A 26,773-nucleotide genomic window follows, 5' to 3' on the forward strand; every position below is an offset into this window, starting at 1 on the left:
CGGTGAGGATGCAGGGGCTCAACGCTCCGGTGTCCTCACCGCGTTTCGTCTCGCTCCGCTCGCTCAACGAACAGAAGCATCCGGTGCTGACCCGACCACGGATTCAGGACGCAGCCGGATGCCGTCAGCGCTTGACCGCCACCGTGAGCGTCTTGCTCTCAGTACTGCCCGCGGCGTTCACGAACTCCACACGGTAGGTGTGCTTTCCCACCGACCGCCCCGACACCGGCACCGTCACACGCTGCGCGGCGGGGCTGTTCGCGACCATGTCGCCCTCGGAGATCAGCACACCGTCTTCGTACAGGCGGTACGAGGTCGCGTTCGTGCCCCACCACATGTCGGCGGTGAGCGTGTACGACCCGTCGCCGTCCCAGTTGTCGGCCGACAGCACGGGTGTGCCGGGAGCCGCATCCTTCACCTTCACCGTCACGGGCTTCACCGCCGTCACGCCTCGCGAGTTGACCAGTTCGCCGGTGTAGACGTAGCTGCCGTTCGCCTTGCCGGTCACGGCGACCTGTGCCGTCTGCGCACCGGTGCCTCCGAACGTCAGCGGCACCGTCTCGATCAGCACACCGTTCTCGAACACTCGCAGCTTGGTGGCGTTCTGCCCCCACCACAGATTCATGGTGAGCGTGAAGTCGCCGTCGAGCAGCCCGGTGTCATGGCCGTTGTCGTGCGACAGCACTCCACGAGCCGGGGCGGCCGTCGCCGAGTCCTTCCGCACGAGTGCGTCGACGGCGTCATCGAGCGTCGCCACGGCTCCTGCCACGGCATCCTCACTCGGGCTGATCGCTGCGAGCACGATGTCGGCACGCGCGATCGCACCGGGCATGGCGGTCGTCGACGACTCGACATACGTCGTCAGGTCGAGAGCCGCAGCCGCGTCGCGCCGCTCCCGCAGCTGCGTGGTGTCGGCACCGGGCATCGGTTCGCGCACGAGCTCGAGATCGTCGATCGTGCCCCACGCCCCCGCCGGCAGCGCCGCGGAGATCCGCACGGTCGCCGTGCCCTCGGCACCCATTTGCAGCGCCTCGGTCGTCGGCGTCGACCACACCCGCCAGCCGTCGAACCCGAAGGCCGCAGCGGGGCCCGCTGCAGACGACGAGAGCGACAGCGAAGCCCGCCCGTCCGAGCCTTCACCGTCGCCCTGCAGCGATGCCCGAGCGACGTACGACCCTGCGGGCAGCCCGCTCACGGTCTGCGACAGCTCGAACGAGTATCCGGATGCCGCGTAGAAGTGCGCCGAATGGGTGCCGCTCCGAGGGTCATCCCATGCTCGCAGGGTGAGGCCCGACCCGGTCGCGCTCCACATGCTCGTGTCCGCATCCTCGAATCCAGGGTTGCGCAGATAGTTGCGCGCCGCGACCGACACTGTGGCGGAGGCCGCGAGTCCCGCTTCCGTCACGCCCGCGATCGCATACTCGCCGACGCCCTCGATGTACTCCGCCCCGGTCGACCACGTGACCGCCTGCTGCTCCGACGAGCCGTCGTTGTAGAGCACGGACACTTCGCCGGGCAGCTCGACCGCATCACCCTCGACCAGCTGCAGCGCCACGGGCTGCACCGACTCGACCGCGCGAGGGGCCTGGGCTCCGGTGCGCACGTAGGAGAAGATGTTCAGCGCATCGGATGCCGTGCCGTCGAACCCGAACAGCGCCTGGTTGTCCCACGCCGATCCGCCGAACCACTGGCCGGCATCATGCGGCTCGTACTCGCCGGCGAAGCTCGACGCCCACCCCGAGCCGTCGCGCTCCCAGAGCACCTTGTTCGCATCGAGCTGAGCGGGCGTGCCGACTGGCAGCCATGCGGGCTCCCAGTAGTACACGCCGATGCCGGCCTCACCGACGTCGGCGACAGCCTGCACGACCGCGCGCACCGCATCGGCCTGACCCTGCACGCTCACCGGATACTGCGTCGCCTCGGACGGCAGGTCGACCACATTGCCGTGGCCGTCTCCGTCGTCGAGCGTGAACGCCCACGAGGTCTCGGCGACCATGACCTTCTTGCCGTACGTCTCGGCGACGTGCGAGAGCACCGCCGTGAGGTTCTCGGGGGTGCCGTGCCAGAACGGATAGTACGACGACGCGAACACGTCGTAGTCGACGTCGCGGCGGTCGAGCTGGGCTGCGACGTCGGCATAGAAGCCGGCCCGCTCGGGGTTGGTGAAGTGCACGGCGACGAGGGTGTCGGGCGCTTCGGCGCGCACGGCGGCGGAGCCTGCCGAGAACACCTTCGCCATGTCATCCCAGCCGCGCACCCCGGCCACGCCGCCGTTGGTCTCGTTGCCCACCTGCACCATGCGCAGGTCGACGCCCGCATCCACCAGTCGTCGCACGGCATCACGGGTGAAGGTGCCGACCTCGGCGGCGACCTGGTCAGCCGTCATCCCCTCCCAGGCCTTGGGCACCTGCTGCTTGGCGGGGTCTGCCCAGAAGTCGGAGTAGTGGAAGTCGACGAGCACGCCGAGTCCGGCATCCGTCGCGCGCTGCGAGATCTCGATCGCACGATCGACGTCGACATCGCCGCCGCCGTAGCCGTTGCCGTTCGCGTCGAACGGGTCGTTCCACACGCGCACCCGCACATCGGTGACCCCGGCGTCGGCGAGGATCTCGAACAGATCGCCCGGCGTGCCGTCGGAGTCTCGGAACACGACGCCCGACTCTTCGAGAGACAGCACCGACGACACGTCGACGCCGCCGATGAAGTCGTCGGGCAGGTTCTCGACCCGAGGGACGGTGATGCCGGCATCCACCGGTTCGGTGGCGGCGACAGCAGCCGGCACGGATGCCTGGGATGGCGCGGCCGACGCCGGCAGCGCGACGCCGATCAGGGCGACGGCGGTGACCGTGGCCAGGGCGGAGGAGAGAAGGGAACGCGTGCGACGGTGCATGACGGCCTTTCGAGCGGTGCGGAAGAGAGGATCAGCCCTTGACGGATCCCTGGGTGAGCCCGCCGACGATGTACTTCTGCAGCGAGAAGAACAGCGCGAGCACGGGCACGGCGGCGACGACGACACCGGCGGCGAAGAGCCCCCAGCGCGAGGTCAGCTGGTTCGAGACCCACTGGTACATGCCGACGGCGAGGGTCCAGTTGTCCTCGGAGGTGAGGATGATCTTCGACAGGATGAAGTCGCCGAACGCCGCGAGGAACGCGAGCAGGGCGACGACCGCGAGGATCGGCACGACCAGCGGCATGATGAGCCGCCAGAAGATCTGCGCGTGGCTGGCGCCGTCAATCTTCGCGGACTCGTCGATCTCGACCGGGATCGTGTTGAAGAAGCCGTACATCAGGAACGTGTTCGCGCCGAGTGCGCCGCCGAGGTAGACGCAGATCAGGGCGATCTTCGAGTTGATGCCGAGAGCAGGGACCACGTCGCCGAGGGTCTGCAGCATCAGGAAGATGGCGATGAACGCCAGCGCCTGCGGGAACATCTGCAGCACGAGCAGGGTGGTGAGGCTCGCGCGTCGCCCGCTGAAGCGGAAGCGCGAGAACGCATAGGCGCCGCAGGCTCCCATCAGCACCGAGCCCACCGCGGTCACGCCGCCGATCAGCAGGGTGTTGCCGAACCACACCCAGTAGCGCGATTCGCCGAGGGCGATGTAGTTCGCGGGATCGAACGCACTGAACAGAGCGCTGGATGCCGCAAGGCTGCCGTTCGGGTTGAGCGACGCAGACAGCACGTAGACGAGCGGGAACGCGGCGAAGAACAGCACGCCTGCGGCCAGGATGTACTTCCATCCGACCTCGCCCCACCACCGACGCCGTCGAGCGCCTGCGCGCGCGGCATCCGCTTCTTTCGATGAACCGGTCACGATGACTCTTGTCTCACTCATCACTGGTACTCCTCGAGCTTGCGGGTCTGTCGGAAGCTCAGCGCTGAGATGAGACCGACCACGATGAAGGCGATGATCGACAGCGCGCTCGCGAGGCCGTAGTCGGCCGCACCACCCGAGACTCCGGAGACGTCGTAGATGGCCGAGACCAGGATGTCGGTCGAGCCCAGTGCGTACGGAGCGCCGGCGATGGCCGGCCCGCCGTTGTTGAAGGTGTAGATCACGGTGAAGTTGTTGAACGCGACGGCGAACGAGGCGATCAGCAGGGGGGCCGTCGACACGAGCAGCAGCGGCAGCACGATCGCGCGGAAGCGCTGCAGCTTGTTCGCCCCGTCGATCTCGGCCGCTTCGAGCGTCTCGCCCGGCAGCGACTGCAGCGCGCCCGTGCACACGAGGAACCAGTACGGGTAGCTCAGCCACACGTTCACGAAGATCACCGCGGCTCGGGTGAGCCACGGGTCGCCGAGCCAGTTGATCTGCGAGCCGAAGAAGAACAGGTCGTTGATCACGCCGAACTCGGCGTTGAACATGCCGCGGAACAGCAGCGCGGCCATGAATGCGGGGAACGCGTAGGGAAGGATGAACAGCGCTCGCAGGAACCGGCGACCCTTGACGCGCGGGTCGTTGTAGACGATCGCGAGGCCGAGTCCGACGGCGAAGCTCAGCACGACCGACAGGATCGCGAACGCGAAGGTCCAGACCGTGACGCTCAACAGGGTGCCCGCGAGGTTCGCATCCGTGAAGAGCTTGAGGAAGTTGGCGAATCCGACGTTCACCGACCACCCCGTCGGCAGCGCCGTGCCGTCTGCAGCCACGAACGCACCGAGATCCGTGGCCGTGTAGACCGTGCCCGACTGCGTGTCGGTGATCGTCTGCGCCTCGGCATCCCACACCAGCGTCGGTTCGTAGACCGAGCCGGTCGAGCCCTCTCGGGTGCGGATCGAGCCGTCGTTCGGGTCGTCCGAGACCGGCACCCTGAGGTCCTTGATCGTCGCTCCGAGTGTCGGATCGGTCAGCACGGTCGCCCGCGGGACGACCTCCCACCCGGGCACCTCGCTCGGGGCGCCGGTGGTGCCGATCTCGGCATCGGATGCGGTGGTCAGCGGTTCGGTCGCGGATCCGACCTGCACGTCGCCGTCGTCGTCGACGATCGCGAAGCCGAGCTCGTCGCCGCGCTGCACGATCGAGAGCGGGTAGTCCGACGAGCCCTCGATGCGACGCTCGCCCTGGATCAGCGCGGCCTCGACCGCCTGCTCCTGCGTGCCGACGTGACCGGTGCCGTAGTTCGTGAAGGCGATGTACGCCGTGTAGCCGAAGATGAAGACCTGGAAGACGAGCAGGAAGATCAGCCCGGGGAGCAGGTATTTCAGCGGCAGCGCCTTGCGGGTGAAGTACACCCAGTCGGCGATGATGACCAGCAGCACGACGACGCCGAGAACGATCCACGACTCGGCACTCCAGGCCGAGATCGCGGTCATGATGCCGAAGGCGTTGACCAACGCCATCAGGGCGAGCTTGATGAGGAAGCCCCAGCCGAGGCCGCGGAAGCGACGGGCGTGGGATTCGCGCGAGGGCTTCACCACGGGGGTGGGGGCCTCGGCCGGTGGTGCCTGGATCGTCATGTCATCAGTCCTGTCTGGCGGGGCGTTTCGTCTCGCTCCGCTCGCTCAACGACCGGGAATGTTCGTTGAGCGAAGGAGCGAAGCGACCGAGACGAAACGCCCCACAAGTCGGGTCAACCCGCGAGAGTCGTCTCGAGGTCGGCGACCATGGTGTTCCACGTCGACACGGGGTCGGCGCCGTTGATGATCTGCGCCTGCGCGGCGTTCCAGAGATCCCAGACAGAACCCATCTCGGGGATCGACGGCATCGGCACGCCGCTCTGGGCGGAGGCCACGAAGCCGGCGGTGATCGGGTCGGACGAGACCTCGTCGGCGAGCGTCGACCACGCGGGGATGCGGGGGTCGGCCTCGTAGAGGGCACGCTGCGCGTCTTCGGTGCCGAGGTAGTTCACGAGGAACTCCTGGGCGAGAAGGGCGTTCTTGCTCTTGCTCGAGAGGTAGAAGCCCTGCACGCCGACGAACGGGGCTGCGGGCTCGCCGCCCGCAGAGGGGATCGGGTTCACGGCGACGTTGATTCCCTCGAACGCGCTGATGGCCCACGGGCCCTGGATCGTGTACGGGGCCTTGCCCGACGCGAACAGCTCGTTGTTGATGTCGTAGTCGACGGTGGTCGAGATGTAGCCGGTGCCGCTCGAGCCGTTGGCCCCGAGCCAGCTGGCGAACGCCTCGCCGGGTGCTCCGCCCATGCCGACCTCGCTCGTGTACGAGCCGGTGTCGTCCTGCACGAAGACGGGGGCGCCGAACGAGGTCTGCAGTCCGTACATCGTGTATCCGTCGCCGGTCTCGCCGCCGGTGTTGATGACGAACGGACGCTCGGTGCCCGCCGCGACGCCCTTGGCGATCATGTCGTCCCAGGTGGCCGGGGCCTCTGCGCCGACGAGGTCGACGTTCTGCACGAGGGCGATGGTCTCGAGCGAGTACGGCATCGCATACAGCTGGCCGTCGTAGGTCATGGCGTCGAGGGCGACCTGCTCGAACTCCGACGCCTTGTCGCCGAGGTCGATCGTGTCGACGACACCGGCCGCGACGAGCGCGCCGAGCCAGTCGTGCGCGCCGACCGTGATGTCGGGTCCCTCGCCGGTCGGGACCTGCGCGATGAAGTCGTTGCGGAGGTCCTCGAAGTTCTTCTGCACGAGGGTGACCTTGGCTCCGGTCTCCTCTTCGAACGCCTCGGCGGCTGCGGTGATCGCGGCTTCGCGCTCGGCATCCGTCCAGATGACGAGTTCAGCGCCGTCGCCGGATGCGGCGTCGTCGCCGCCGCCTTCGGGTGCGCCGGCGGAGCAGCCCGCGAGGACCACGGCCGCGGCCAGAGCGAGTGCGCCGACTCCGATGTGCTTGCGCATGCGTTTTCCTATCTGTCGTGGCCGACGATGCGCTGCGCGTCATCGCGACCGGGGTGGGTATTGCTGTGTGGTTCGTGGTGGTGCAGGGTGATGCGGGTCGTGCGGATCGTGCTGTCAGTGGGAGGTGCGGATGACGGCGACCCCGCCCGCCGCGATCGTCAGGACGCCCGAGATCTCGGCGCCGCTGAGGAGCTCGACGCCTGCGGCTTCGAGCTCGACGTCGTCATCACGGTGGTTCACGGCGATGCGGTAGACCGAGTCGCCGCCGTGACGGGTGATGACCTCGAGGCCCTCGGCGACACCCGACGGGGTGACGTCGGCATCCGCGTAGACCTCGTGCAGGAGCGCGCGCATTCCCGCCGCATCCAGCCGGGTGCCGACGTACCAGCCGGTGCCCGCCCCGTGACGGTGACGCGTGATCGCGGGCTCGCCCTCACCGGGTCCGCCCGAGAAGTTCGCGATGACCTCGGCTCCTTCGAGCGCGATGTCCTCCTGCCAGACGTCGGCGATGATGCCGTCGTGATCGACCCAGTCGAGTCCGTGGCTCTCGCCCTCGCGCAGCGGCAGGAACTCCTCGACCGTGAGCCCAAGGGCCTCACGCAGCGGGGCGACGAAGCCACCGGCGTGCACGGCGTCGTTCTCGTCGACGATGGCCGAGAAGAAGGAGACCAGCAGGGTGCCGCCGTCGTTCACGTAGGCGGTGAGGTTCGCGGCATCCGCGGTGCTCAACAGGTACTGCGCCGGAGCGACCACCAGGCGGTAGCCCGAGAGGTCCTGGCCCGGCAGGGCGAAGTCGACCGTGATGCCGTCACGCCACAGCTGCTCGTAGAAGCGGCGAACCTGGGCGGCGTGCGTGACATCTTCGGAGGGGCGCCATTCGAGGTCCTGTGCCCAGAACGACTCGAAGTCCCAGAGGATCGCGACGTCGGCTTTCACCGTGCTGCCCTGCACCTCGTCGAGGCGGCCGAGCGCGGCACCCAGATCGACGACCTCCCGGAAGACCCGCGACTCGGTGCCGGCGTGCGGCAGCATCGCGGAGTGGAACTTCTCGGCACCCGAGCGGCCCGCGCGCCACTGGAAGAACAGGATGCCGTCGGCTCCGCGGCCGAGGTGCGTGAAGGAGTTGCGCTGCATCTCGCCGCGACGCTTGGCGATGTTGCGCGGCTGCCAGTTGACGGCCGAGGTCGAGTGCTCCATGAGGATCCACGGCTTGCCGCCGCCGACCGAGCGGCTGAGGTCGGCTGCGATCGCGAGCCCGATGTGCGCGTCCTCGTCGGCGGCCCACAGGTAGTGGTCGTCAGAGACGATGTCGACCTCGCGGCCCCAGGCCCACAGGTCTGTGGTCCAGCTCTGGTTCGCCATGAAGTTCGTCGTGACCGGCTGATCGGCGTGCGCGCGGATCGCGTCGCGCTCGGCGATGAAGCACGCACGCAGCTGGTGATCCGTGAAGCGCGCGAAGTCGAGGCGCTGAGCCGGGTTCACGACGCTCGGGGCGATGGCGGGCGCACCGACGTGCTCCCACGCCGAATAGTGCTGACCCCAGAAGGCGGTGCCCCACGCGCTGTTCAGCGCATCGAGCGAGCCGTACTTCTCCTGGAGCCAGAGCCTGAAAGCGGCGACCGCGTTCGGCGAGTAGTCCTCACCGATGGGAACGCCGTACTCGTTGTGCACGTGCCACAGCACGACGGCCGGATGCTGCGCGTAGCGCGCCGCGAGAGCATCCGCGATCCGCACGATCGCCTCGCGGTAGGCCGGTGACGAGTGCGAGGCCATGCCGCGCGAGCCGAAGCCCATCGTGCGTCCCTCGCGGTCGATCACGTGGGCGTCGGGGTGGTTCGCGAAGAACCACGCGGGCGGCGATGCCGTGGGCGTGCCCAGGTCGACCTTGATGTCGTTCGCGTGCAGCAGGTCGAGCAGTTCGTCGAGCCAGGAGAAGTCGAACTCGCCCTCGGCGACTTCGATGAGCGCCCACGAGAAGATGCCGACGCTGACCAGGTTGACTCCGGCCTCGCGCATCAGGATGACGTCTTCGCGCCACGTCTCGGGCGACCACTGCTCGGGGTTGTAGTCGCCGCCATAGGCGATTCCGCGCAGCTCAGGCCAGGCGTGGGGCGAGGTCATCGGCACTCCATCGGGTCGGTGTGGTCGTGGTGCGGGTCCCGGCGTGCTGTCGCTCATTCGACTGGGACCGGTCTCAGCCTGACTCATGAGAGCGACTGGGACCGGTCTCAGTTCTACCCCAGGTCTGCCGTCGATCACAACTGCCGTTACCGAACTGAGACCGGTCCCAGGTTGGACTACCGCTCGATGGGATGCTGTGGGTAGAGTCACAGGCGATGAGTGATGTCAGCGCGAAGCGCAAGCCGACGATCCGCCAGATCGCGGCGCAGGCGGGGGTGTCCCGCAGCACGGTCTCGCGTGTGATCAACGGCGGGCACTGGGTGTCCCCCGATGCCAGGCAGGCCGTCGAAGAGGCGATCCTCGCCACCGGCTACACGGCGAACCATCACGCGCGCAGTCTCGCCACGGGCCGCGCCGGTTCACTGGCCTTTCTGCTGACCGAGCCGCAGCAGCTGCTGTTCGACGACCCGACCTTCGCACTGCTGCTGCGCGGAGCGGCCGAAGCCCTCGCGCAGCGCGCGATGACACTGGTGCTGCTCGTCGCCGGAACGCCCGCCGAGCGCGAGAGCGTCGCCCAGTTCCTCAGCGCCGGTCACGTCGACGGCGTCATGCTGATCTCATCGCACGAGTCCGATCCGCTGCTCGACCAGCTGATCGAGGTCGGCATCCCCACCGTCTGCTGCGGCCTGCCCCTCGGACACGAACGAGAGCTCTCGACGATCTCGGTCGACGAGGTCGCCTCAGCCCGCACGATGGCCGCGCACCTCGTGGCGCAGGGCCACCGCCGCATCGGCATGATCACGGGCCCCGACGACACCCCCGGCGGGCGCTACCGCCTGGTCGGCTTCCGCGAAGAGCTCGGCGAGCAGTTCGACGAGACGCTGGTCGAGGTGGGCGACTACTCGTACGAATCAGGGCAGGCCGCCATGACGAGGATGCTCGAGCACGACGTCGACGCCGTGTTCGCAGCATCCGACCGGATGGCCGCCGGAGCGATCGCCGCCGCCCGCCGTGCCGGACGCCGCGTGCCGGAGGACATCGCGATCGCCGGGTTCGACGACTCGGGCCTCGCCGCCACCCACGAGCCTCCGATCACGACCATGCGTCAACCCTGGGATCAGATCAGCGCTCAGATGGTCGCCGTGCTGCTCGAGGTCATCGCCGGAGCATCGCCCCGCTCGGTCATCCTCGACACCGAGCTCGTGGTGCGCGAGAGCGCGTGAGGCTCGGGCTGCGCGCTCACGTATCGACTTAGATCAGCGAATCCGGACGTGACCCGCCAAGGGGAACCAATGGCGGTCGCGCAACGGAGATTCGTCGCCGATGCTGACCCACGTCCCTTCTACGACGGGGGTGGCTTTCGAAGTCCATACTCCGAAGTACGCACACGGCGTCGGCCAGGGATAACCGTCTTGAGGTGATTCGACGATGTTTCGCACTGCTCCCGAGAAGGTCAACTGCGACCGGCGGCCGGTGACCCGCTCGGCGAGATCGGCGATCGCGAGCATGCCGCTCGGGTCGTCGACTCCGACATGACGCATGGGCAGGTCGAGGCGGCTGTTCTCGTCTCGCGGCACACAGAAGACCTGATCGCCCTGTCGCAGAAACAGCCGGACAACGCACATCGGCCGAGGCGGGGTGCTGCGACGAATCACCTCGGCCCTGCCGTGGCGGGGAAGCCACGCGGCATCCGGCGTGACGTGGATGAGCGTCTCGTCGTCGGCAATCACATGGCGAGCGTAGCGGCTGAACGGCGATGACGATTGAGAGCGCGTCGCTCTCGCGACCGCACTCAGCATTCGCACGATCTTTCGCGGGCGATGTCGCGGAACTGTTCGTCGGGCCGATCTTCCACCGCTGGCTGCTTCGCAGCCGACCGTTCGATGCGGAATGGGTGACCGCTCACGTGGAGCGGTTCCTGCGAAGCGTCGGCGCAGGGTGACGTCAATCGCGGATCGGGCGGCTCACTCGAAGGTCGTGATGGCGAGGTCGATCGTCGGCAGGCTGTCGCGCGGCACGACGACAGTGCAGACCACGTTCTCATCGACGCGGAAGCCCACCGCGTAGACGAAGGGATCGGTGTCGATCTGCACACCCGGTCGATTCCGGCCATCCACCGCGACGACGGCATCCCTGGCCGCCGATGTCTTCGCCTCCCAGCCGCCGTCGTCACCCTCGCTCGGCAGGTCGGGGAGTCCGAGCTCCTCACGGAATCTGTTCCGCAGTATGTGATTGGCGTGGTCGACCAACTGCTCCGAGAGCGCGTGCCGCTCGGGATCGGGCGACGCCTGCCAGCTGGTGCGCACCGCCTCCCAGAGCATCGGGTACTTGAGCAGCTGAGCCCGCTCGATCAGCCACGCTGGGCGGCCCCACGGCGGTTCCTCCTCGATCGATCGTCGGATGCCGGGGTCCAGCTCGATCTCGTTGCGCGGGTCGGAATGGTCGTCAGGATTCCTCCACAGCGTGTAGGTGAGCGACACCGACGACTCCGCCAGTCCCATCGGCGCGCCCGCTGCCGCCGACGCGCCCATCTCCATGAACGAGGCACCCGGTATGCGCGTGAGCGATGGCTGCGGCCGCAGCTGGAACACCGGGTAGGACAGCCCGCGCAGGCGAGCTTCGAAATCGGCGCTCGGGTCAGGGGCGTCCATCGGCACTACTCCGGCGTAATCCATCCGCCCAGTCTGACCTCTGCCGTGGCGGAACTCCAGGACTCAAAGCACGACGCGAACCGTTGCGCGGCCGACCGCGCGAAAGCAGGCGGCTCAGCCGCGCATCGCGACGCCGCGGCGCCAGTAGCCCATGAAGGCGACCTGGGAGCGGTCGATGCCGAGGTCCTTGACCAGGTGACGGCGCAGTGTGGTGACGACGCCGCTCTCGCCGGCGATCCAGAAATAGCGCTCGGCGGGAGCATCCGCCGCCGCGATCTCCTCGCCGAGGCCCGAATAGTCGGGGGTCTCCCAGAGCAGGTCCTCGGACTCGATGTCCTTCACGTCGATCTCGTCGGCCGCGTCCGCATCGCCGAGGTACTCGAGCACAGCGGGGATGAGACGCACACCGTGGGGCTCGCCCGCATCTCGGGGCAGCCAGTGCACCTCGACGCCGGCGGGAGCGTCGATGCGCAGGATGTCGGCGGGAGACGGCACCTCGATGAACGCGCAGCCTCGGAGGTCGCTCGGGGCGTCTTCGAGGATGCGGGCGATCGCGGGAGCCGCGGTCTCGTCACCGGCGAGAACGACCGACGCAGCAGTGCCCGGCTCGTACTCGGCACCGCCGTGAGCCGCCGCGGCGACCCCGCGACGCGGTCCGACGATGAACAGCTCCTGGCCGGCGGCGGCCGCATCGGCCCACCTCGACGCGGGGCCCGTCAGTCCAGGCGCCAGGTGCAGCACGAAATCGACGTCGAGCTCGGTGCCGGCATCCGTCACGCGAAGCTCGCGCACCGAGTAGGTGCGCATGGATCCGCGCTCGTCCTCGGGCACGGCGAGGAACGACCCCCACCAGTCGTCGGTGTCCCGATCGAGCTCGGGAAGGATGCCGGATGCCGGCGGGAACACGATCTTGATCCGAGAGTCGAAGGTGTCGCCGGGCGTGCCGAACTCGAAGAGGTCGTCACCGCCGAAGGTGACGCGCACGAAGTTCGGCGACACCCGTTCGACCGCGCGCACCTCGGCGCGGGCCAGCACGTAGGTGGGGCGTTCGGTCGTCGTCTCAGCGGACATGATGCCTTCCGATCGGGGTGACCATCGGCTTTCCCGAGACCGGGTCGATGGTGATCTGGTTCGCGAGGTCGAAGACCTCTTCGACGAGCTGGGCGGTCACGACATCCTGCGGAGCGCCGGTGGCGTGCACCCTGCCCTCCTTCATCGCGACGAGCTCGTCGGAATACCGCGCGGCGAGGTTGAGGTCGTGCAGCACCATGACGATCGTGGTGCCGCGCGAGACGCTCAGGTCGGTGAGCAGGTCGAGCACCTCGACCTGGTGCGCGACGTCGAGGAACGTCGTCGGCTCGTCCAGCAGCAGGATGTCGGTCTCCTGCGCGAGTGCCATCGCGATCCACACGCGCTGACGCTGGCCACCCGAGAGCTCGTCGACGCTGCGGTCGGCGAGGTCGGTGGTTCCGGTCGCCTCGAGGGCGTCCGCCACGATCTCGTAGTCGTGGGCACTCCAGCGGGCGAGCATCTTCTGGTGCGGATGCCGGCCACGACCCACGAGGTCGGCGACGGCGATGCCCTCCGGCGCGACGGGCGACTGCGGCAGCAGACCGAGGATGCGCGCGACCTCCTTGGTGGGGCGCGCGTGCACCGACTTGCCGTCGAGCACGATCTGGCCGGCGGTCGGCGAGAGCAGACGCGCGAGCGAGCGCAGCAGCGTCGACTTGCCGCATCCGTTGGCTCCGACGATCGTCGTGATCTTGCCGGGGGCGATCGCGAGGTCGAGGCCGTCGATGATCGTGCGGTCGCCGTAGGCGAGCGTGACGGACTCGGCCGTCAGAGTGTGCGCCTCGGTCACAGTGAGCCTCCCGAGCGGTTGGTGCGGATGAGCAGGAAGATGAGATACGGAGCGCCGAGCACGCCGGTGATCACGCCGACCGGGTAGCGATCCCCGAACGCGAACTGGCCGAGCAGATCGCCGCCGAGCACCAGCACGGCACCGACGAACGCGCTCGGAAGCAGCAGGTTCGCTCCCGGGCCCGTGATGCGGGCGGCGATGGGACCCGCCATGAACGCGACGAACGCGATGGGGCCGCAGGCCGCGGTCGCGAAGGCGAGCAGGGCGACGGCACCCAGGATGAACAGCAGGCGGGTGGTGTTGACCCGCACGCCGAGACCGGACGCCGAATCATCGCCGAGCTGCATGGCTCCGAGCGCGCGCCCCTGCGAGAGCAGCAGCGGCATCAGCAACGCCGCGGCTATCGCGAGCGGCATGACGCGCTCCCACGAGGCATTGTTCAGGCTTCCGGTGAGCCACTGCATCGCGGTCTGGATGTCCCAGCTCGCTGCGCGCGACAGCATGTAGGAGATGACGCTCTGCAGCATCGCCGCGACGCCGATGCCGATCAGGATCAGTCGTGTGCCGGCGAAGCCGTTCTTGATCGACAGCAGGTAGATGATGCCCGCGGTCACGATCGCTCCGACGAGAGCCAGGAGCGAGACCACGGGGCCGTTCAACGACAGCACCACGATGCCGAACACCGCAGCGGCGCCGGCGCCGTTCGAGATGCCGATGATGTCGGGAGACGCGAGCGGGTTGCGGAGCAGCGTCTGGAACGAGACGCCCGCGATGCCGAACGCGAACCCGGCGAGGATCGCGAGCACCGCGCGGGGCAGACGCAGCTCACCCACCGTGAACGACGCCCCCGGAACCGTCTCGCCCACGATGACGCGGATCACCTCGTCGAGCGGATAGAACGTGTTGCCGATCATCAGGGCGACGGCGAACAGCACCACGAGCATCGCGCCGAGAACGATGGTCGCGACCGCGTGGCGGCGGTGTCGCGAGCGACGGCCGGCGACGATCGCGGCGACGGACCCGCCCCTTCGTTCGGATGCCGCAGGAGTCTGGGCCGCAGCTCGGTCAATGGTGCTCACAGTTCACGCACCTTCTGACGGCGGACGATCCAGATGAAGAACGGGGCTCCGATGATCGCGGTGATGATGCCGACCTGGATCTCCTCCGACGAGGGCGCGATCACGCGGCCGACGATGTCGCTCGCGAGAAGCAGCGCTGCGCCGGCCATGGCCGAGAACGGCAGAAGCCAGCGGTGGTCGGTGCCGATCAGCATCCGGCAGACGTGCGGAACGACGAGTCCGACGAAGCCGATCGGACCCGCGATGGCGGTGGCGGCGCCGGCGAGGATCACGGCGCCGAGCGCCGACATGAGGCGCGTGCGGAAGACGTGCTCGCCGAGACCCTTGGCCATGTCGTCGCCGAGGGCGAGGGAGTTCATGCCGCGGGCGCTCACGAAGCAGATCAGCGCTCCCAGCGCGAGCACGGGCGCCGTGATCGCGATGCGCGGCCATTCGGCGCCGCCGACGCCCCCGATCTGCCACGACTGGAATGCCTGCAGGAGGTCGACGCGCGGCAGCATGATGGCGCTGATGAGCGAGGCGAAGGCGGCCGACGTGGCTGCACCCGCGAGGGCGAGCTTGAGAGGAGTGGCGCCGCCGCGGCCGAGCGAGCCGACCGTGTAGACGAAGGCTGCGGCGAGTGCGGCGCCGATGATCGCGAGCGCCATCTGGCTGTATGCGTCGGTGAGGCCGATGAACGCGAGACCGATGACGACGGCGAGCGAGGCGCCGTTCGAGACACCGAGGATGCCGGGATCGGCGATCGGGTTGCGGGTGACCGCCTGCATCGTCGCGCCGGAGAGGGCGAGGGCGGCACCCACGAGGAGCGCGAGCACGGTGCGCGGGAAGCGCTTGATGATCGCGGCCTGGGCGAGGGTGTCATCCTGCCCGCTGAGCGCGGCGAAGATGTCGTCGATGCTCACGGAGCGCACGCCGAAGCAGATCGACAGGATGCAGAGCACGAGCAGCACTCCGAGACCGACGAGCAGCCAGAGCGAGCGCGCCCATGCCGGGCGCCGCAGGTCTGCGGTGCCCGGCATGGGAAGGGTGACAGCGGTCACGGGAATTCAGTGCGCGAGGGTGACGCTGAAGGTCACTTCGCGGCGAGCGGTGCCGCCAGCAGGCCGAGGTAGTCGGAGAGACCCCACGGGATCGACAGCGGCGAGGGGTTCGCCGACGCGGCGATCGGAGTGGCATCCGGGAGGATCGCGATGCGGCCCTCGGCGATGGCCGGGATCTTCGACAGCAGCGGGTCTGCCTGCAGCGTCGCGATGAGCGACTCGTCGCCGTAGGTCACGAAGACGTCGACGTCAGCGAACTTGTCGGCCTCTTCGGAGCTCACGGTCAGGTAGAACTGGTCGCTGTCGGCGTTCTCCTCGACGACGGACGGCAGAGGAAGGCCCAGGTCGTCGTGCAGGTATCCGGGGCGCGTGTCGATCGCGGTGTAGTAGCCGACCTGGCTCAGGTCGCTCGGGTCGATGTAGGCGAAGAGGACCTTCTTGTCCTTGAGAGCGCTGTTCTCCTCGAGAGCGGCCTCGGCGTCGGCGTGCAGATCCTCGATGAGGGCATCGCCCTCTGCTTCGAGTCCGAGAGCTTTCGAGTTCATCTCGATCATCTCGTCGACCGGCGTGCCCCAGGCGACCTCGGGGTACGCGACGACCGGAGCGATCTTCGAGAGGGTGTCGTACTCCTCCTGCGTGAGGCCGGAGTACGAAGCGAGGATCACATCGGGCTCGGTGTCGGCGACGGCCTCGTAGTCGATGCCGTCGGACTCGTCGAAGAGCACGGGCTCTTCGCCGCCGAGCTCGTCGAGCTTCTCCTCGACCCAGGGCAGGATGCCGTTGTCGTCGTCGTCGCCCCACGAGGCCTTGCTCATGCCGACGGGAACGATGCCGAGAGCGAGGGGAACCTCGTGGTTGGCCCAGGCGACGGTCGCGACGCGCTCGGGCTTCTTCTCGATCGTGGTCTCGCCATAGACGTGCTCGATCGTGACGGGGAAGGCACTGTCATCGGCGGGGTTTCCGCCGGCGGAGTCGGAGGTCGAGTCGTTCGACGGCGTCGCGCAGGCCGTGAGGCCGAGGGCGAGGGCCGCGGCGACACCGGCGGCGAGAAGACGAGAGGTGCGCACAGGCATTCCCTTCGGGTTGGGATGAGGGGGTGCGGCGCGGAGGGGCGCCAGGCTTTGGTAAGCCTGGCCTAATCTAACAGAAAGTTAGGCAAGCCTCATCTCGGGTCCGGGCGCCGGGCGGCGTCCATCCCGCGCGTGCGGGGCGAAAACGCATGCCCGGATGCAGGCTCGATCCCGCAGCGGTCAGCAGCCAGTCCGCGCGTGCGGGGTCAAAAACGCATCCCCCACGCCCGATTCGGATGCTTTATTGACCTCGCACGCCCGCTCAGATGCGTTATTGACCCCGCACCGCATCACGTCCGTCTCGGAAAAGCGCTCGGGCATAGAGAAAGCCGGTCGGATCCGTGAGGATCCGACCGGCTTCAGGAAGTCTGCTCGCGCTCAGAGAGCGCGGATGTTCGCAGCCTGCATGCCCTTGGGGCCACGCTCAGCGTCGAATTCGACCTTCTGGTTCTCACGGAGCTCCTTGAAACCGGAGCCGGTGATTGCCGAGTAGTGGGCGAAAAGGTCGTCCGTGCCGTCATCGGGAGCGATGAAGCCGAAGCCCTTTTCAGCGTTGAACCATTTCACAGTGCCAGTGGCCATGTGTTTTCTACTTTCTTTTTCAAACGGCCGCTTGCGCGGCCTGCGCCGTGACGGAACGTCCGACATACGCGCAAGCTCAACGTACCACGGCATCCTGACGTGAAACCCCGAAGTTCGGATTCTTTTGCAGGACCGCCGCCTCAGTGCGCGTGCTGACGCCGAGTTTTCGCAACACGGCCGACACGTGAACGCTCACCGTCTTGACGCTGATGAAGAGCCGCTCGCCGATCTGACGATTGCTCAGCCCCTCGGCGATCAGGTCGAGAACCTGCCGTTCGCGGGCCGTGAGCGGGTCGGACTCTTCCGCGCGCTGCGCACTCGCCGGTGCCGCAGCGAGGCCTGCCGCAGCCGCGAACGCACCGATCGTCCGGGTGAGGGGAACGTGCCCGAGGCGTTCGGCCTCGTTCATCGCATGGGCGAGCACCGCCGTCGCCTCGGAGCGATCGCCGGCATCGACCAGCAACCGGGCGAGCTCGAGCCGGGTGATGAGGCGGAAGGTCACGGGCACGTCATCGCCGTCGGCGAGTTCGACAGCCTCTCGCAGGCTCGGTGCCGACGGCGACAGCAGCGACTCGAGAATGGACCACCACGTGTCACCGAGCAGCTGATCCGGCTGAGCGAGCCACGCCGCTCGGACTTCGTCGCTCGCTTCACCGACGTCGACACCCGCCGCCCGCAGCTCGGCGATCAACCAGCCCGCCTCGAGAAGAAGCCGCCTCTGATGCAGGAAGACCGGACCGTCATCGGCGAGCATCGCGCGGATCTCGTCGAGCGCACCTGCGAGGTCTCCTCGCCCCTCGGCGACAGCGACGCGCATCATCACCTCGTCGTACCAGATCTGCCGCTCGACACGACCGGTCTCCTCGAAGGCGGGATGCCACTCGCGCAGGATCTCGGCCGCCTCGTCGTGTCGCCCTCGCCACGAAAGCACGCGCACGCGGGTCATCGTGGAGTACATGTGAGAGATGCGCAGCGTCCTCTGCGCGAGTTCGCGGGACAGCATCCCCTCGACCCGCTCGATCTCCCCCATCTCGAGCAACGGCACGGCCATGTTCTGCGTCATCAACGCACCGGTCGTGCGTTCGACGCCGAACGCACGCGCTCTGGCCAAGCCGTCTTCGGCCACGGAGACGGCATCTCTGTAGCGCCCGAGCAGCCCGAGCAGGTCGGAGTAGTTGACGCGATATCGCATCTCGGGGTTCGCACTGCGCGCCAGATCGAGAGCGGCCGCATACTCCCGGTGCCCGGCCTCGAGATCACCGAGGTGCGCTCGAGCCCCGCCGCGCACGTTCGCGGCGATCGACGCCTCATCGTCGGCCCCGACCCGCTCGGCGCGCTCACCGGCCTCGGTCGCCAGCGCGATCGCCTCATCGAGTCGCCCGGCGATCATGTAGCGACTCGCGAGCTGATTGAGCACCGATGCGCGCAGTCGATCGTCGTCCACCTGCCTCTCGAGGATCTTCAGCGACTGCTGCAGCAGCTGGATCGGCCCCGATCGGCCGAGGTGCATCATGTAGTAGGCCTTGTCTCGCAGCAGACTCGCATGCATGCGCGGGTCGACGGTGTCGGGGTCGACCTCCCCGAGCGCGAGATTGACGACGGCCAGCGCCCGCTCGCCGTCGCCTGCATTGCGCAGCACCGACCCCAGGGTGCGGAGCATGTCGAGGCGACCGAGACCCGCGATGCTCTCGGCGTCTGGCACCTGGATCCACAGATCGAGGGCGAGCTCTCCGAAGCGTGCCGCGCTCGCGAAGGCGAACCGCGACTTGGCATCGAACATCGCGGCGACGGCCGCGGCGAGCGCTCGGTGGTCGTCTTGCGCGAGCTGCCAGTGATAGGCGAGCGCGGCCGAGTCGGCGGTGTCGGAGCCTTCGCCGTTCTCCTCCAGCGCCTCGGCATACGCTCGGTGCAGCCGCGCCCTCTCACCCGGAAGCAGATCGTCGTGCACGGCCTCGCGCAGCAGCGCGTGCCGGAATCGATAGTCGTCGTCGGCCACGACGAGGATGCCGCTGAGCGTCGCCTCACGGATCGCCTCATCGAGGCGCGCCTCGGCCAGACCCGCGAGCCGCGTGACCAGCGGATGGGTCAGCGGACGCTCCGCCCCCGAGACCACCTGCACCACCCTCCTCGCGTCATCGCCGAGTCGGTCGAAACGGGCCAGCAGCAGATCACGCAGGCTGCCCGGAAGCGGACCCGAGGAGCATACGGCGAGCTCTTCGACGAAGAAGGGAACTCCTTCGGCGCGGTCCTGGATGCGCTCGAGCGCCGCATCGCTGAGGGGCTGCCCGGTGATCGATTCGGCGAGCTGGCGAACCGCCGAGGCCTCGAGCCGTTCGACGGTGACCCGCTCGAGCAGGCGCGCGCGAGTGGACTCGCCGATGAACCGGCTGACCGCGTCTCCGCGGCGGACGTCGTCGGAGCGGCAGGTGAGGAGAAGAAGGATGCGCCCATGGGTCAGCGTGCGCAGCAGGAAGGAGAGGAGCGCGAGGGTCGATTCGTCCGCCCAGTGCAGGTCTTCGACGACGAGCACCTGCGGCGCATGCTCGGCCGCAGCCTCGATGAGTGCCGCGATCGCATCGCGCAGCCTGTCTGGGCTGGTCTGCGAGCGCTCGGTGGGATTGAGTTCGGGCAGCAGCATCCCCAGAGCCTCGACGCCGACACCGAGCTCTTCGCGCACGCGATCCGCGCCCATGCGCGTGACGATCGAGCGAAGAATGCCGGTGATCGGCCCGAAGGGCGTGCGCGAGGCCCCGAGATCGAGGCACCACCCGACATGCACATCGGCTCGGTTGACCACCTCGGCGCCGAACTCGCGCAGCAGCCGGGACTTGCCTATGCCCGCCTCGCCCTCGATGAGCGCCGCGAGCGGAACCCCCTCGACGACTCGGTCGAAGAGGCCGCGCACGACTGCGATCTCGGCCTCTCGGCCGACCATCGCAGCGCTCGCGGCGGAGAGTGACATGGACTCATCGTCCCACTCCCCTCCGACATCCGGGCGGGGTGGCGCGGTCGGTGCCAGGGATGCCGAACTCACCGAACCGCCGCGGGCTCGCAGCAGACGGCGGCCAGACTGGCGGCTGGTGCGCCGGGCGCCATTTCAGCGGGCGCAGCGACCCGCAAGGCTCGCGGAACGACCGTCGTGGTGCGCGGGGCGGCGGCGGCATCCGGTGCAACGTCCGCGGCAGGATGCGCGGCGGCATCCGGCCCATTCGGCTGTCGCCGGGTGACTGTGCGCAGCATCCGCTGTCCGAACCGTCCCACCGGACCGGGCGTCCGCGGGACGATCTGGTCGGCGTGCTCGGCGAGGAAACGACGACGTTCAGCCGCCTGCTCCAGACGCTCGTTCTCGTACTCGCTGATCTTCTCGGCGAAGTAGGGGCGCTCGTACATGACATCTCCTCAGTTGGGATGTCCTCAGACTCCGCTCTGAGGTGCCCCGTCGACATCGGGAGGATGCCCTATCTTCTGCGTCGAGCGCGCCCTAGGCCGCAGGCAGGCAGACTGCGAGCAGGCAGCGAAAGAGGCCCGGGCGGTGATGGGGGCACCACCGCCCGGACCTCGGATCAGGGGTCGATCAGGCGTCGACGTCGCCGCGCCAGGCACCGGTCTCGGCGCCGCGCTTCTCGATGAACTCCTTGAAGTTCTTCAGGTCCTTCTTCACGGCGTGCGAGCCGGCGCCGACGAGCGAGCCGACCTTCTCGAGAAGGCCCTCGGGCTCCCAGTCGATCTGCACCGTCACGCGAGTCGTGAGGTCCTCGAGCTTGTGGAAGGTCACCACGCCCGCGTGCTCGGTGTCGCCACCGACGCTCTTCCAGGCGACGCGCTCGTCGGGGTGCTGCTCGGTGATCTCGGCGTCGAATTCACGCGTCGCACCGCCGACCTTCACGGTCCAGCGGTTGTGCGTGTCATCGATCTGGACGATCGACTCGACCTCGTCGAGGAAGTGGGGGAAGCTCTCGAACTGCGTCCACTGGTTGTAAGCGATGTCGACCGGAACGTGTACGTCGATGGTCTCGATGATCTGCGCCATGTGATGCTCCTCACTGTTCGTCGTTCGTGTGATCCCATTCAGCTGCATGCGACGGGGATCCGCGACGGGGTTGACATCGAGGGCGCCACGACCGAGCATGCGCGCGAGTAGCGTGGAGTGCATGCGCATCCACGCCGCGATCCGCGCCTCGAAGCGCTCGCCCCTGCTGCAGGTGGTGAAGTCCGCCGCGGCGACGATCGCCGCGTGGCTGCTGGCCGGCTGGGTGGTTCCGGGGCAGTTGCCCGTGTTCGCCGCGATCGCAGCGCTCCTCGTCGTGCAGCCGAGCGTCAACCAGTCGCTGTCGAAGGCGCTCGAGCGCAGCATCGGCGTGATCGTCGGCGTCGTGATCGCGGTGGCTCTCGGCCTGCTGCTGGGTTCGCCGAGCTGGATCGTGCTGCTCGCCATCGTCGTGGCGATGCTGGTCGCGTGGGCGTTCAAGGCGACGCCGGGCACCGGCAACCAGGTCGCGATCTCGGCGATGCTCGTGCTCGCCCTCGGTTCGACCCCCGACTATGCGATCGCGCGCATCTTCGAGACCCTGATCGGCGTGGTCATCGGCATCGTCGTGAACGCGCTGATCGTGCCGCCGGTGCTGGTCGCCCCCGCCCGCCGCGACCTCGGACTGCTCGGCAGCGAGCTCGCCGCGAGCCTCGACCGTCTGGCCGACGCGCTGCCCGAACCGCAGACGCCCGCGAAGCTGCAGGAGCTCATGCTCGAGGCCCGGCTGCTGCGCCCGATGAAGGATGCCGCTGAGGCCTCCATCGCGGCCGGCGAGGAGTCTCTCACCCTGAATCCGCGTCGCTCGACGCACCGCGAGGAGCTCCGCGAGATGCGGGCGCTGCTCGAGCGACTGTCACCGATCGTGACGCAGACCATCGGGATGACCCGTGCGTACTTCGACCACTACGACGACTCGATCGGCCAGGAGCCGGCCGTCACGGCGATCGCCGAGCAGCTGCGGCGTGCGGGGCATGACGTGCGGCTGGCCGTGCAGATCGCCGACGTGTCACCCGAACCCGAGACCCTGACTTCGGCGATCCCCGCGCTCACGGCGCCGCTCGTCATCCGGCCGCCGTCGTCGACCCACTGGATCCTGATCGGGTCGCTGATGGAAGACCTCCGGCGCATCCGCGGGGAGCTCGTCGAGGAGGAGTGAGCGCTGCCCACTCACGAGGGGGCGGCGGTGGGGTCAGTCCTGGTCGGGGTCGTCGGCGAGCACGTCGCCGTCGTCGTCGGAGGCAGGGCCCGAGGGGACGGCAGTCGCCGGCTCTCCCTTGTTGTCTTCGGTGCCGAGGTTGTCGTTCTCCTCCGCACCGGGCGACGGCTCTGTGCTGATGTCGTTGCGCTCGGACTCGATGTCATTGCTGTCGCGGTTCATGCGCGTTCCTCTCGTCGGCGTTCGGTCTGCGTGCACGCGAGGTTACCGGGCCATCAGCCCCTGAAGCGCGGGCCTTGACAAGCACCCGAGGCCTACCCTGGTCACATGCCCGACATGACCGTGCCCGAAGCCCTCGCCGAACTGGCAGCCCTCGAGGATCCGAAGATGCGCGCCGCCAACGAGAAGCGCGGCGACGACCACGGCATGAACCTCAGCCGGCTGCGCGGGGTGGCCAAGCGCATCAAGACCGACCAGGCCCTCGCGAAGGACCTGTGGACGACCGGCGAGACGTCCGCCCGTCTGCTCGCGCTGCTCATCTGCAAGCCACGCGAGTTCACCGCGGATGAGCTCGACGCGATGCTGCGCCAGACCCAGGCCCCCAAGGTCAACGACTGGTTCGTGAACTACGTCGCCAAGAAGACTCCGCTCGCTGAAGAGCTGCGACTGCGCTGGTTCGACGACTCAGACCCGACGGTCGCCGCCGCCGCCTGGTCGCTCACGACCGTGCGCGTGGCGAAGGATGCCGACGGCCTCGACCTCGAGCACCTGCTCGACCTGATCGAGCGCGACCTGGTGGATGCCCCGAAGCGCCTGCAGTGGGCGATGAACGAGACGCTCGCGAACATCGGCATCTTCCACCCGGAGCTGCGGGCCAGGGCGCTGGAGATCGGTGAACGCCTGCAGGTGCTCGCCGACTACCCCACCGCCCCCGGCTGCACCTCTCCGTTCGCCCCGATCTGGATCGGCGAGATCGTGCGCAGGCGCGAGGGCTGAGCATCCTCATCGGATCCCCTCGTACGCTGAGGCCATGAGCACGCACATCGCCGCACAGCCCGGTCAGATCGCCCCCATCGTCCTGTTCCCCGGCGACCCGCTGCGGGCGAAGTGGATCGCCGAGAACTTCCTCGACGGCGCCGAGCTGTATTCCGAGACCCGCGGGATGCTGGGCTACACCGGCACATGGAACGGCCACCGCGTCTCGGTGCAGGGGTCGGGCATGGGGCAGCCGTCGATGGCGATCTATGCGAGCGAGCTGTTCGAGGAGTACGACGTGCAGACGATCGTGCGCGTCGGCTCATGCGGGGCGCTGACCGAGAAGCTCAAGGTGCGCGACATCATCATCGCGAACGGCGCCTGCACCGATTCGGGCATCAACCGCGTGCGCTTCCACGGACTCGACTACGCACCCGTCGCGGACTTCGGGCTGCTGCGCGCCGCGGTCGAGGCGAGCGAGGCCGAGGCGCTCGACGCCGCCGTGCACGTGGGCCTGCTGTTCTCGAGCGACCAGTTCTACAGCACGCGCCCCGAGCTCACCGAGCCGTTCGTGCAGCACGGCGCGCTCGGCGTCGAGATGGAGGCCGCAGGGCTGTACACCCTCGCGGCGTTCCACGGGCGCCGCGCCCTGGCCATCTGCACGGTATCCGATCACATCGTCACGGGCGAGCAGACCACCGCCCAGGAGCGCGAGCAGACGTTCGGCGACATGATCCGCATCGCGCTGCGCGCCGCGACCTCGGTCTGAGGCGTTCACAATTCAGCATGAGATCGTGCTGACCGCTCGAATCCGGTGATCTCGGCCGCATCGGACGATTCCCTGCTGAGTACTGCACGAGGTTCGCCCGTGCCGGAGGTGGGATGATCGACAGACCATGCCTGCGATCCTCGACCACACGACGCTGACCGACGGATCCGATGCGGATGCCGTCTACACGGCGTTCGTCGAGTGGGCGGAGTCGACCGGCATCAGTCTCTACCCCGCGCAGGACGAGGCTGTCATCGAGATCGTCTCGGGCAACAACCTGATCCTGTCGACGCCCACCGGCACCGGCAAGTCGCTCGTCGCGGTCGGGGCGCACTTCGCGGCACTCGTCGAGGGGCGTCGCTCGTTCTACACGGCTCCGATCAAGGCGCTCGTCAGCGAGAAGTTCTTCTCCCTCGTCGACGTGTTCGGCGCCGCGAACGTCGGAATGATCACCGGCGACTCCTCGGTCAACCCCGATGCGCCGATCATCTGCTGCACGGCGGAGATCCTCGCGAACCTCGCACTGCGCCAGGGCACGGATGCCGCGGTGCACCAGGTCGTCATGGACGAGTTCCACTTCTACGCCGACCCCGATCGAGGGTGGGCGTGGCAGGTGCCGCTGCTCGAGCTGCCACAGGCGCAGTTCATCCTGATGTCCGCGACGCTCGGCGATGTCTCGCAGCTGTCAAGCGACCTCACCCGCAGAACGGGCCGCGACACGGCATCCGTCACTGGCGTCGAGCGTCCCGTGCCGCTGCACTACTTCTACGAGACCACACCGATCCACGAGACGATCGACGACCTGCTCGGCACCGGGCAGGCTCCGATCTACGTCGTGCACTTCTCGCAGGCGGCGGCGATGGAGCGGGCACAGGCGCTGTCGAGCACCAAGGTCGCCACGCGTGAGCAGCGCGATGAGATCGCCGCGCTGATCGGTGGATTCCGGTTCACCACCGCCTTCGGCAAGACCCTCTCGCGGTTCCTGCGTGCGGGCATCGGCGTTCACCATGCCGGGATGCTGCCGAAGTACCGGCGCCTCGTCGAGCAGCTCGCCCAGCGCGGACTGCTGCGCGTGATCTGCGGCACGGACACCCTCGGCGTCGGCATCAACGTGCCCATCCGCACGGTGCTGCTCACGGCTCTGACCAAGTTCGACGGCACCCGGATGCGGCAGCTCAGCGCGCGCGAGTTCCACCAGATCGCGGGGCGAGCCGGACGTGCGGGCTTCGACACCGCCGGCACCGTGGTCGCCCAGGCTCCCGAGCACGAGAGCGACAACATCGCCGCGATCAAGAAGGCCGGCGACGACCCGAAGAAGAAGCGCAAGATCATCCGCAAGAAGGCACCCGACGGCTTCGTGTCGTGGGGCGAGCCGTCGTTCCGCAAGCTGATCGACGCCGAGCCCGAGACATTGACCTCGCACATGCAGATCACGAGCGCGATGATGCTCAACGTGATCGGCCGCGGCGGCGACGTGTTCGGCAACATGCGTGCGCTGGTCTACGACAACCACGAGCCTCGCAAGAGGCAGCGTGAGCTCGCACTGCGCGCCATCGGCATCTACCGGACGCTGCTCGAATCGGGCGTCGTCGAGCAGACGGTCGACGGCGAGATCCGCCTCACCGTCGACCTGCAGCCGAACTTCGCGCTGAACCAGCCGCTGTCGCCGTTCGCCCTCGCGGCGTTCGACCTGCTCGACCGCGATCCGTCTGCGGGCACGGGAACCGGCTCCTACGCCCTCGACATGATCTCGATCGTCGAATCGACGCTCGACGACCCTCGGGCGATCCTCGGGCAGCAGGAGTTCCTTGCCCGCGGAGAGGCCGTCGCCGCCATGAAGCGCGAGGGGATCGAATACGACGAGCGCATGGAGCTGCTCGAGGAGATCACCTACCCGAAGCCCCTCGATGAGCTGCTCACGGCCGCGTTCGAGACGTTCAGCGCCGCGCAGCCGTGGATCCGCGACTTCGAACTGCACCCGAAGTCGGTCGTGCGCGACATGTACGAGCGCGCCATGTCGTTCGGAGAATACGTCGCGTATTACAAGATCGCCCGCTCCGAAGGCGTGGTGCTGCGCTATCTGTCCGACGCCTACCGGGCAGCATCCCAGACGATCCCCGAAGAGGCCAAAGACGAGGACCTCCGCGACCTGATCGAGTGGCTCGGCGAGCTCGTCCGTCAGGTCGACTCGAGCCTGCTCGACGAATGGGAAGAGCTGGTCAACGGCGTGCTGCACGGCCCGGATGACGAGCCGATCGTGCCGCCCGCTCCGAAGCGCCTGACGTCGAACACCCGCGCTTTCCGCACCCTCGTTCGCAACGAGCTGTTCCGACGGGTGCAGCTCGCGGCGCGCGAGGATGTCTCTGCTCTCGCGGACCTCGACCCGTCGTTCGGTGCGGACGCCTGGTCGGACGCGCTCGACGGCTACTTCGCCGACCACGACGAGATCCTCACCGGAGCGAACGCACGCAGCGCACAGCTGCTGCTCATCACCGAAGGCACGACCGAGTGGACCGTCCGTCAGATCCTCGACGATCCGGCGGGCGATCACGACTGGGGCATCTCCGCGACCGTCGACCTCGCCGCCTCCGACGAGGAGGGCGCTGCGGTGCTCACCGTGACGGGCGTCTACCGGCTCTGA

At 68.2% G+C, this 26,773-nt stretch carries 22 protein-coding genes; 5 read left to right on the top strand and 17 right to left on the bottom strand.

Annotation, left to right across the window (positions count from 1 at the left end; translation table 11 throughout):
• Positions 1-124: 124 nt before the first annotated feature.
• The 5 genes from OB895_RS09910 to OB895_RS09930 all read right to left on the bottom strand — a co-directional run bounded on the left by OB895_RS09910 (position 125) and on the right by OB895_RS09930 (position 8,919).
• Positions 125-2,890, bottom strand: coding sequence for a glycosyl hydrolase 53 family protein (locus tag OB895_RS09910; protein ID WP_079112097.1), 2,766 nt, complete (start codon positions 2,888-2,890; stop codon positions 125-127).
• A gap of 31 nt (positions 2,891-2,921) precedes the next feature.
• A complete protein-coding gene (locus OB895_RS09915; protein WP_056510605.1) occupies positions 2,922-3,833 on the bottom strand; it encodes a sugar ABC transporter permease in 912 nt (303 codons plus the stop codon).
• Complete coding sequence (locus tag OB895_RS09920) at positions 3,833-5,455, bottom strand: ABC transporter permease subunit (RefSeq protein ID WP_042538177.1); 1,623 nt, start codon at positions 5,453-5,455, stop codon at positions 3,833-3,835. The genes OB895_RS09915 and OB895_RS09920 overlap by 1 nt, the downstream gene beginning before the upstream one ends.
• 113 nt (positions 5,456-5,568) lie before the next feature.
• Positions 5,569-6,798 (bottom strand): sugar ABC transporter substrate-binding protein, encoded by a 1,230-nt coding sequence (locus OB895_RS09925; RefSeq protein ID WP_079112096.1) that lies wholly within the window; start codon positions 6,796-6,798, stop codon positions 5,569-5,571.
• 114 nt (positions 6,799-6,912) lie between these two features.
• Positions 6,913-8,919 (bottom strand): beta-galactosidase, encoded by a 2,007-nt coding sequence (locus tag OB895_RS09930; protein WP_079112095.1) that lies wholly within the window; start codon positions 8,917-8,919, stop codon positions 6,913-6,915.
• Between the two features lie 215 nt (positions 8,920-9,134).
• On the opposite strand from OB895_RS09930, the gene OB895_RS09935 reads away from it, so the two are divergent.
• Positions 9,135-10,142: a LacI family DNA-binding transcriptional regulator gene (locus tag OB895_RS09935; protein ID WP_079112094.1), complete on the top strand. Its 1,008-nt coding sequence runs from the start codon at positions 9,135-9,137 to the stop codon at positions 10,140-10,142.
• Positions 10,143-10,175: 33 nt separating this feature from the next.
• Here the strand turns inward: OB895_RS09935 and OB895_RS09940 are convergent, their stop codons facing one another.
• The 11 genes from OB895_RS09940 to OB895_RS09990 all read right to left on the bottom strand — a co-directional run bounded on the left by OB895_RS09940 (position 10,176) and on the right by OB895_RS09990 (position 21,232).
• Entirely contained in the window at positions 10,176-10,649 is a 474-nt protein-coding gene (locus OB895_RS09940) for a hypothetical protein (protein ID WP_042538340.1), read from the bottom strand.
• A 234-nt stretch (positions 10,650-10,883) separates the two neighbouring features.
• Entirely contained in the window at positions 10,884-11,594 is a 711-nt protein-coding gene (locus OB895_RS09945; protein WP_311877171.1) for a hypothetical protein, read from the bottom strand.
• 90 nt (positions 11,595-11,684) lie between these two features.
• Positions 11,685-12,641: a siderophore-interacting protein gene (locus OB895_RS09950; protein ID WP_079112092.1), complete on the bottom strand. Its 957-nt coding sequence runs from the start codon at positions 12,639-12,641 to the stop codon at positions 11,685-11,687.
• Positions 12,631-13,431: an ABC transporter ATP-binding protein gene (locus OB895_RS09955; protein ID WP_042538187.1), complete on the bottom strand. Its 801-nt coding sequence runs from the start codon at positions 13,429-13,431 to the stop codon at positions 12,631-12,633. Before OB895_RS09955 ends, OB895_RS09950 begins: the two co-directional genes overlap by 11 nt.
• Positions 13,428-14,510 (bottom strand): FecCD family ABC transporter permease, encoded by a 1,083-nt coding sequence (locus OB895_RS09960; protein WP_376708812.1) that lies wholly within the window; start codon positions 14,508-14,510, stop codon positions 13,428-13,430. Before OB895_RS09960 ends, OB895_RS09955 begins: the two co-directional genes overlap by 4 nt.
• Positions 14,507-15,529 carry a FecCD family ABC transporter permease gene (locus tag OB895_RS09965; RefSeq protein ID WP_042538343.1) on the bottom strand — a complete coding sequence of 341 codons (1,023 nt, stop codon included), beginning with the start codon at positions 15,527-15,529 and terminating at the stop codon, positions 14,507-14,509. Before OB895_RS09965 ends, OB895_RS09960 begins: the two co-directional genes overlap by 4 nt.
• Before the next feature lie 53 nt (positions 15,530-15,582).
• Positions 15,583-16,617 carry an iron-siderophore ABC transporter substrate-binding protein gene (locus OB895_RS09970; RefSeq protein WP_309694459.1) on the bottom strand — a complete coding sequence of 345 codons (1,035 nt, stop codon included), beginning with the start codon at positions 16,615-16,617 and terminating at the stop codon, positions 15,583-15,585.
• A gap of 381 nt (positions 16,618-16,998) precedes the next feature.
• Entirely contained in the window at positions 16,999-17,202 is a 204-nt protein-coding gene (locus OB895_RS09975) for a cold-shock protein (protein WP_042538190.1), read from the bottom strand.
• A 76-nt stretch (positions 17,203-17,278) separates the two neighbouring features.
• Entirely contained in the window at positions 17,279-20,164 is a 2,886-nt protein-coding gene (locus OB895_RS09980; RefSeq protein ID WP_311877179.1) for a helix-turn-helix transcriptional regulator, read from the bottom strand.
• 68 nt (positions 20,165-20,232) lie between these two features.
• The gene (locus OB895_RS09985; RefSeq protein ID WP_311877181.1) at positions 20,233-20,592 is read right to left on the bottom strand and encodes a hypothetical protein; all 360 of its coding nucleotides are present in this window, start codon (positions 20,590-20,592) and stop codon (positions 20,233-20,235) included.
• Positions 20,593-20,776: 184 nt separating this feature from the next.
• The gene (locus OB895_RS09990; RefSeq protein ID WP_042538348.1) at positions 20,777-21,232 is read right to left on the bottom strand and encodes an SRPBCC family protein; all 456 of its coding nucleotides are present in this window, start codon (positions 21,230-21,232) and stop codon (positions 20,777-20,779) included.
• A gap of 121 nt (positions 21,233-21,353) precedes the next feature.
• Between OB895_RS09990 and OB895_RS09995 the strand changes: the two genes are divergently transcribed.
• Positions 21,354-22,388, top strand: a complete 1,035-nt coding sequence (locus OB895_RS09995) for an FUSC family protein (RefSeq protein WP_042538197.1) — start codon at positions 21,354-21,356, stop codon at positions 22,386-22,388.
• 33 nt (positions 22,389-22,421) lie between these two features.
• Here the strand turns inward: OB895_RS09995 and OB895_RS10000 are convergent, their stop codons facing one another.
• Complete coding sequence (locus tag OB895_RS10000; RefSeq protein WP_042538199.1) at positions 22,422-22,610, bottom strand: hypothetical protein; 189 nt, start codon at positions 22,608-22,610, stop codon at positions 22,422-22,424.
• Between the two features lie 105 nt (positions 22,611-22,715).
• Here OB895_RS10000 and OB895_RS10005 point away from each other — a divergent pair, with 105 nt between their 5' ends.
• The 3 genes from OB895_RS10005 to OB895_RS10015 all read left to right on the top strand — a co-directional run bounded on the left by OB895_RS10005 (position 22,716) and on the right by OB895_RS10015 (position 26,773).
• Complete coding sequence (locus tag OB895_RS10005) at positions 22,716-23,384, top strand: DNA alkylation repair protein (RefSeq protein WP_079112089.1); 669 nt, start codon at positions 22,716-22,718, stop codon at positions 23,382-23,384.
• A 34-nt stretch (positions 23,385-23,418) separates the two neighbouring features.
• Positions 23,419-24,132 (top strand): purine-nucleoside phosphorylase, encoded by a 714-nt coding sequence (gene deoD / locus OB895_RS10010; RefSeq protein WP_309693213.1) that lies wholly within the window; start codon positions 23,419-23,421, stop codon positions 24,130-24,132.
• Between the two features lie 127 nt (positions 24,133-24,259).
• Entirely contained in the window at positions 24,260-26,773 is a 2,514-nt protein-coding gene (locus OB895_RS10015) for a DEAD/DEAH box helicase (RefSeq protein WP_311877191.1), read from the top strand.

Source organism: Microbacterium forte (genome assembly GCF_031885415.1).
In the GTDB taxonomy this organism is placed as follows: domain Bacteria; phylum Actinomycetota; class Actinomycetes; order Actinomycetales; family Microbacteriaceae; genus Microbacterium; species Microbacterium forte.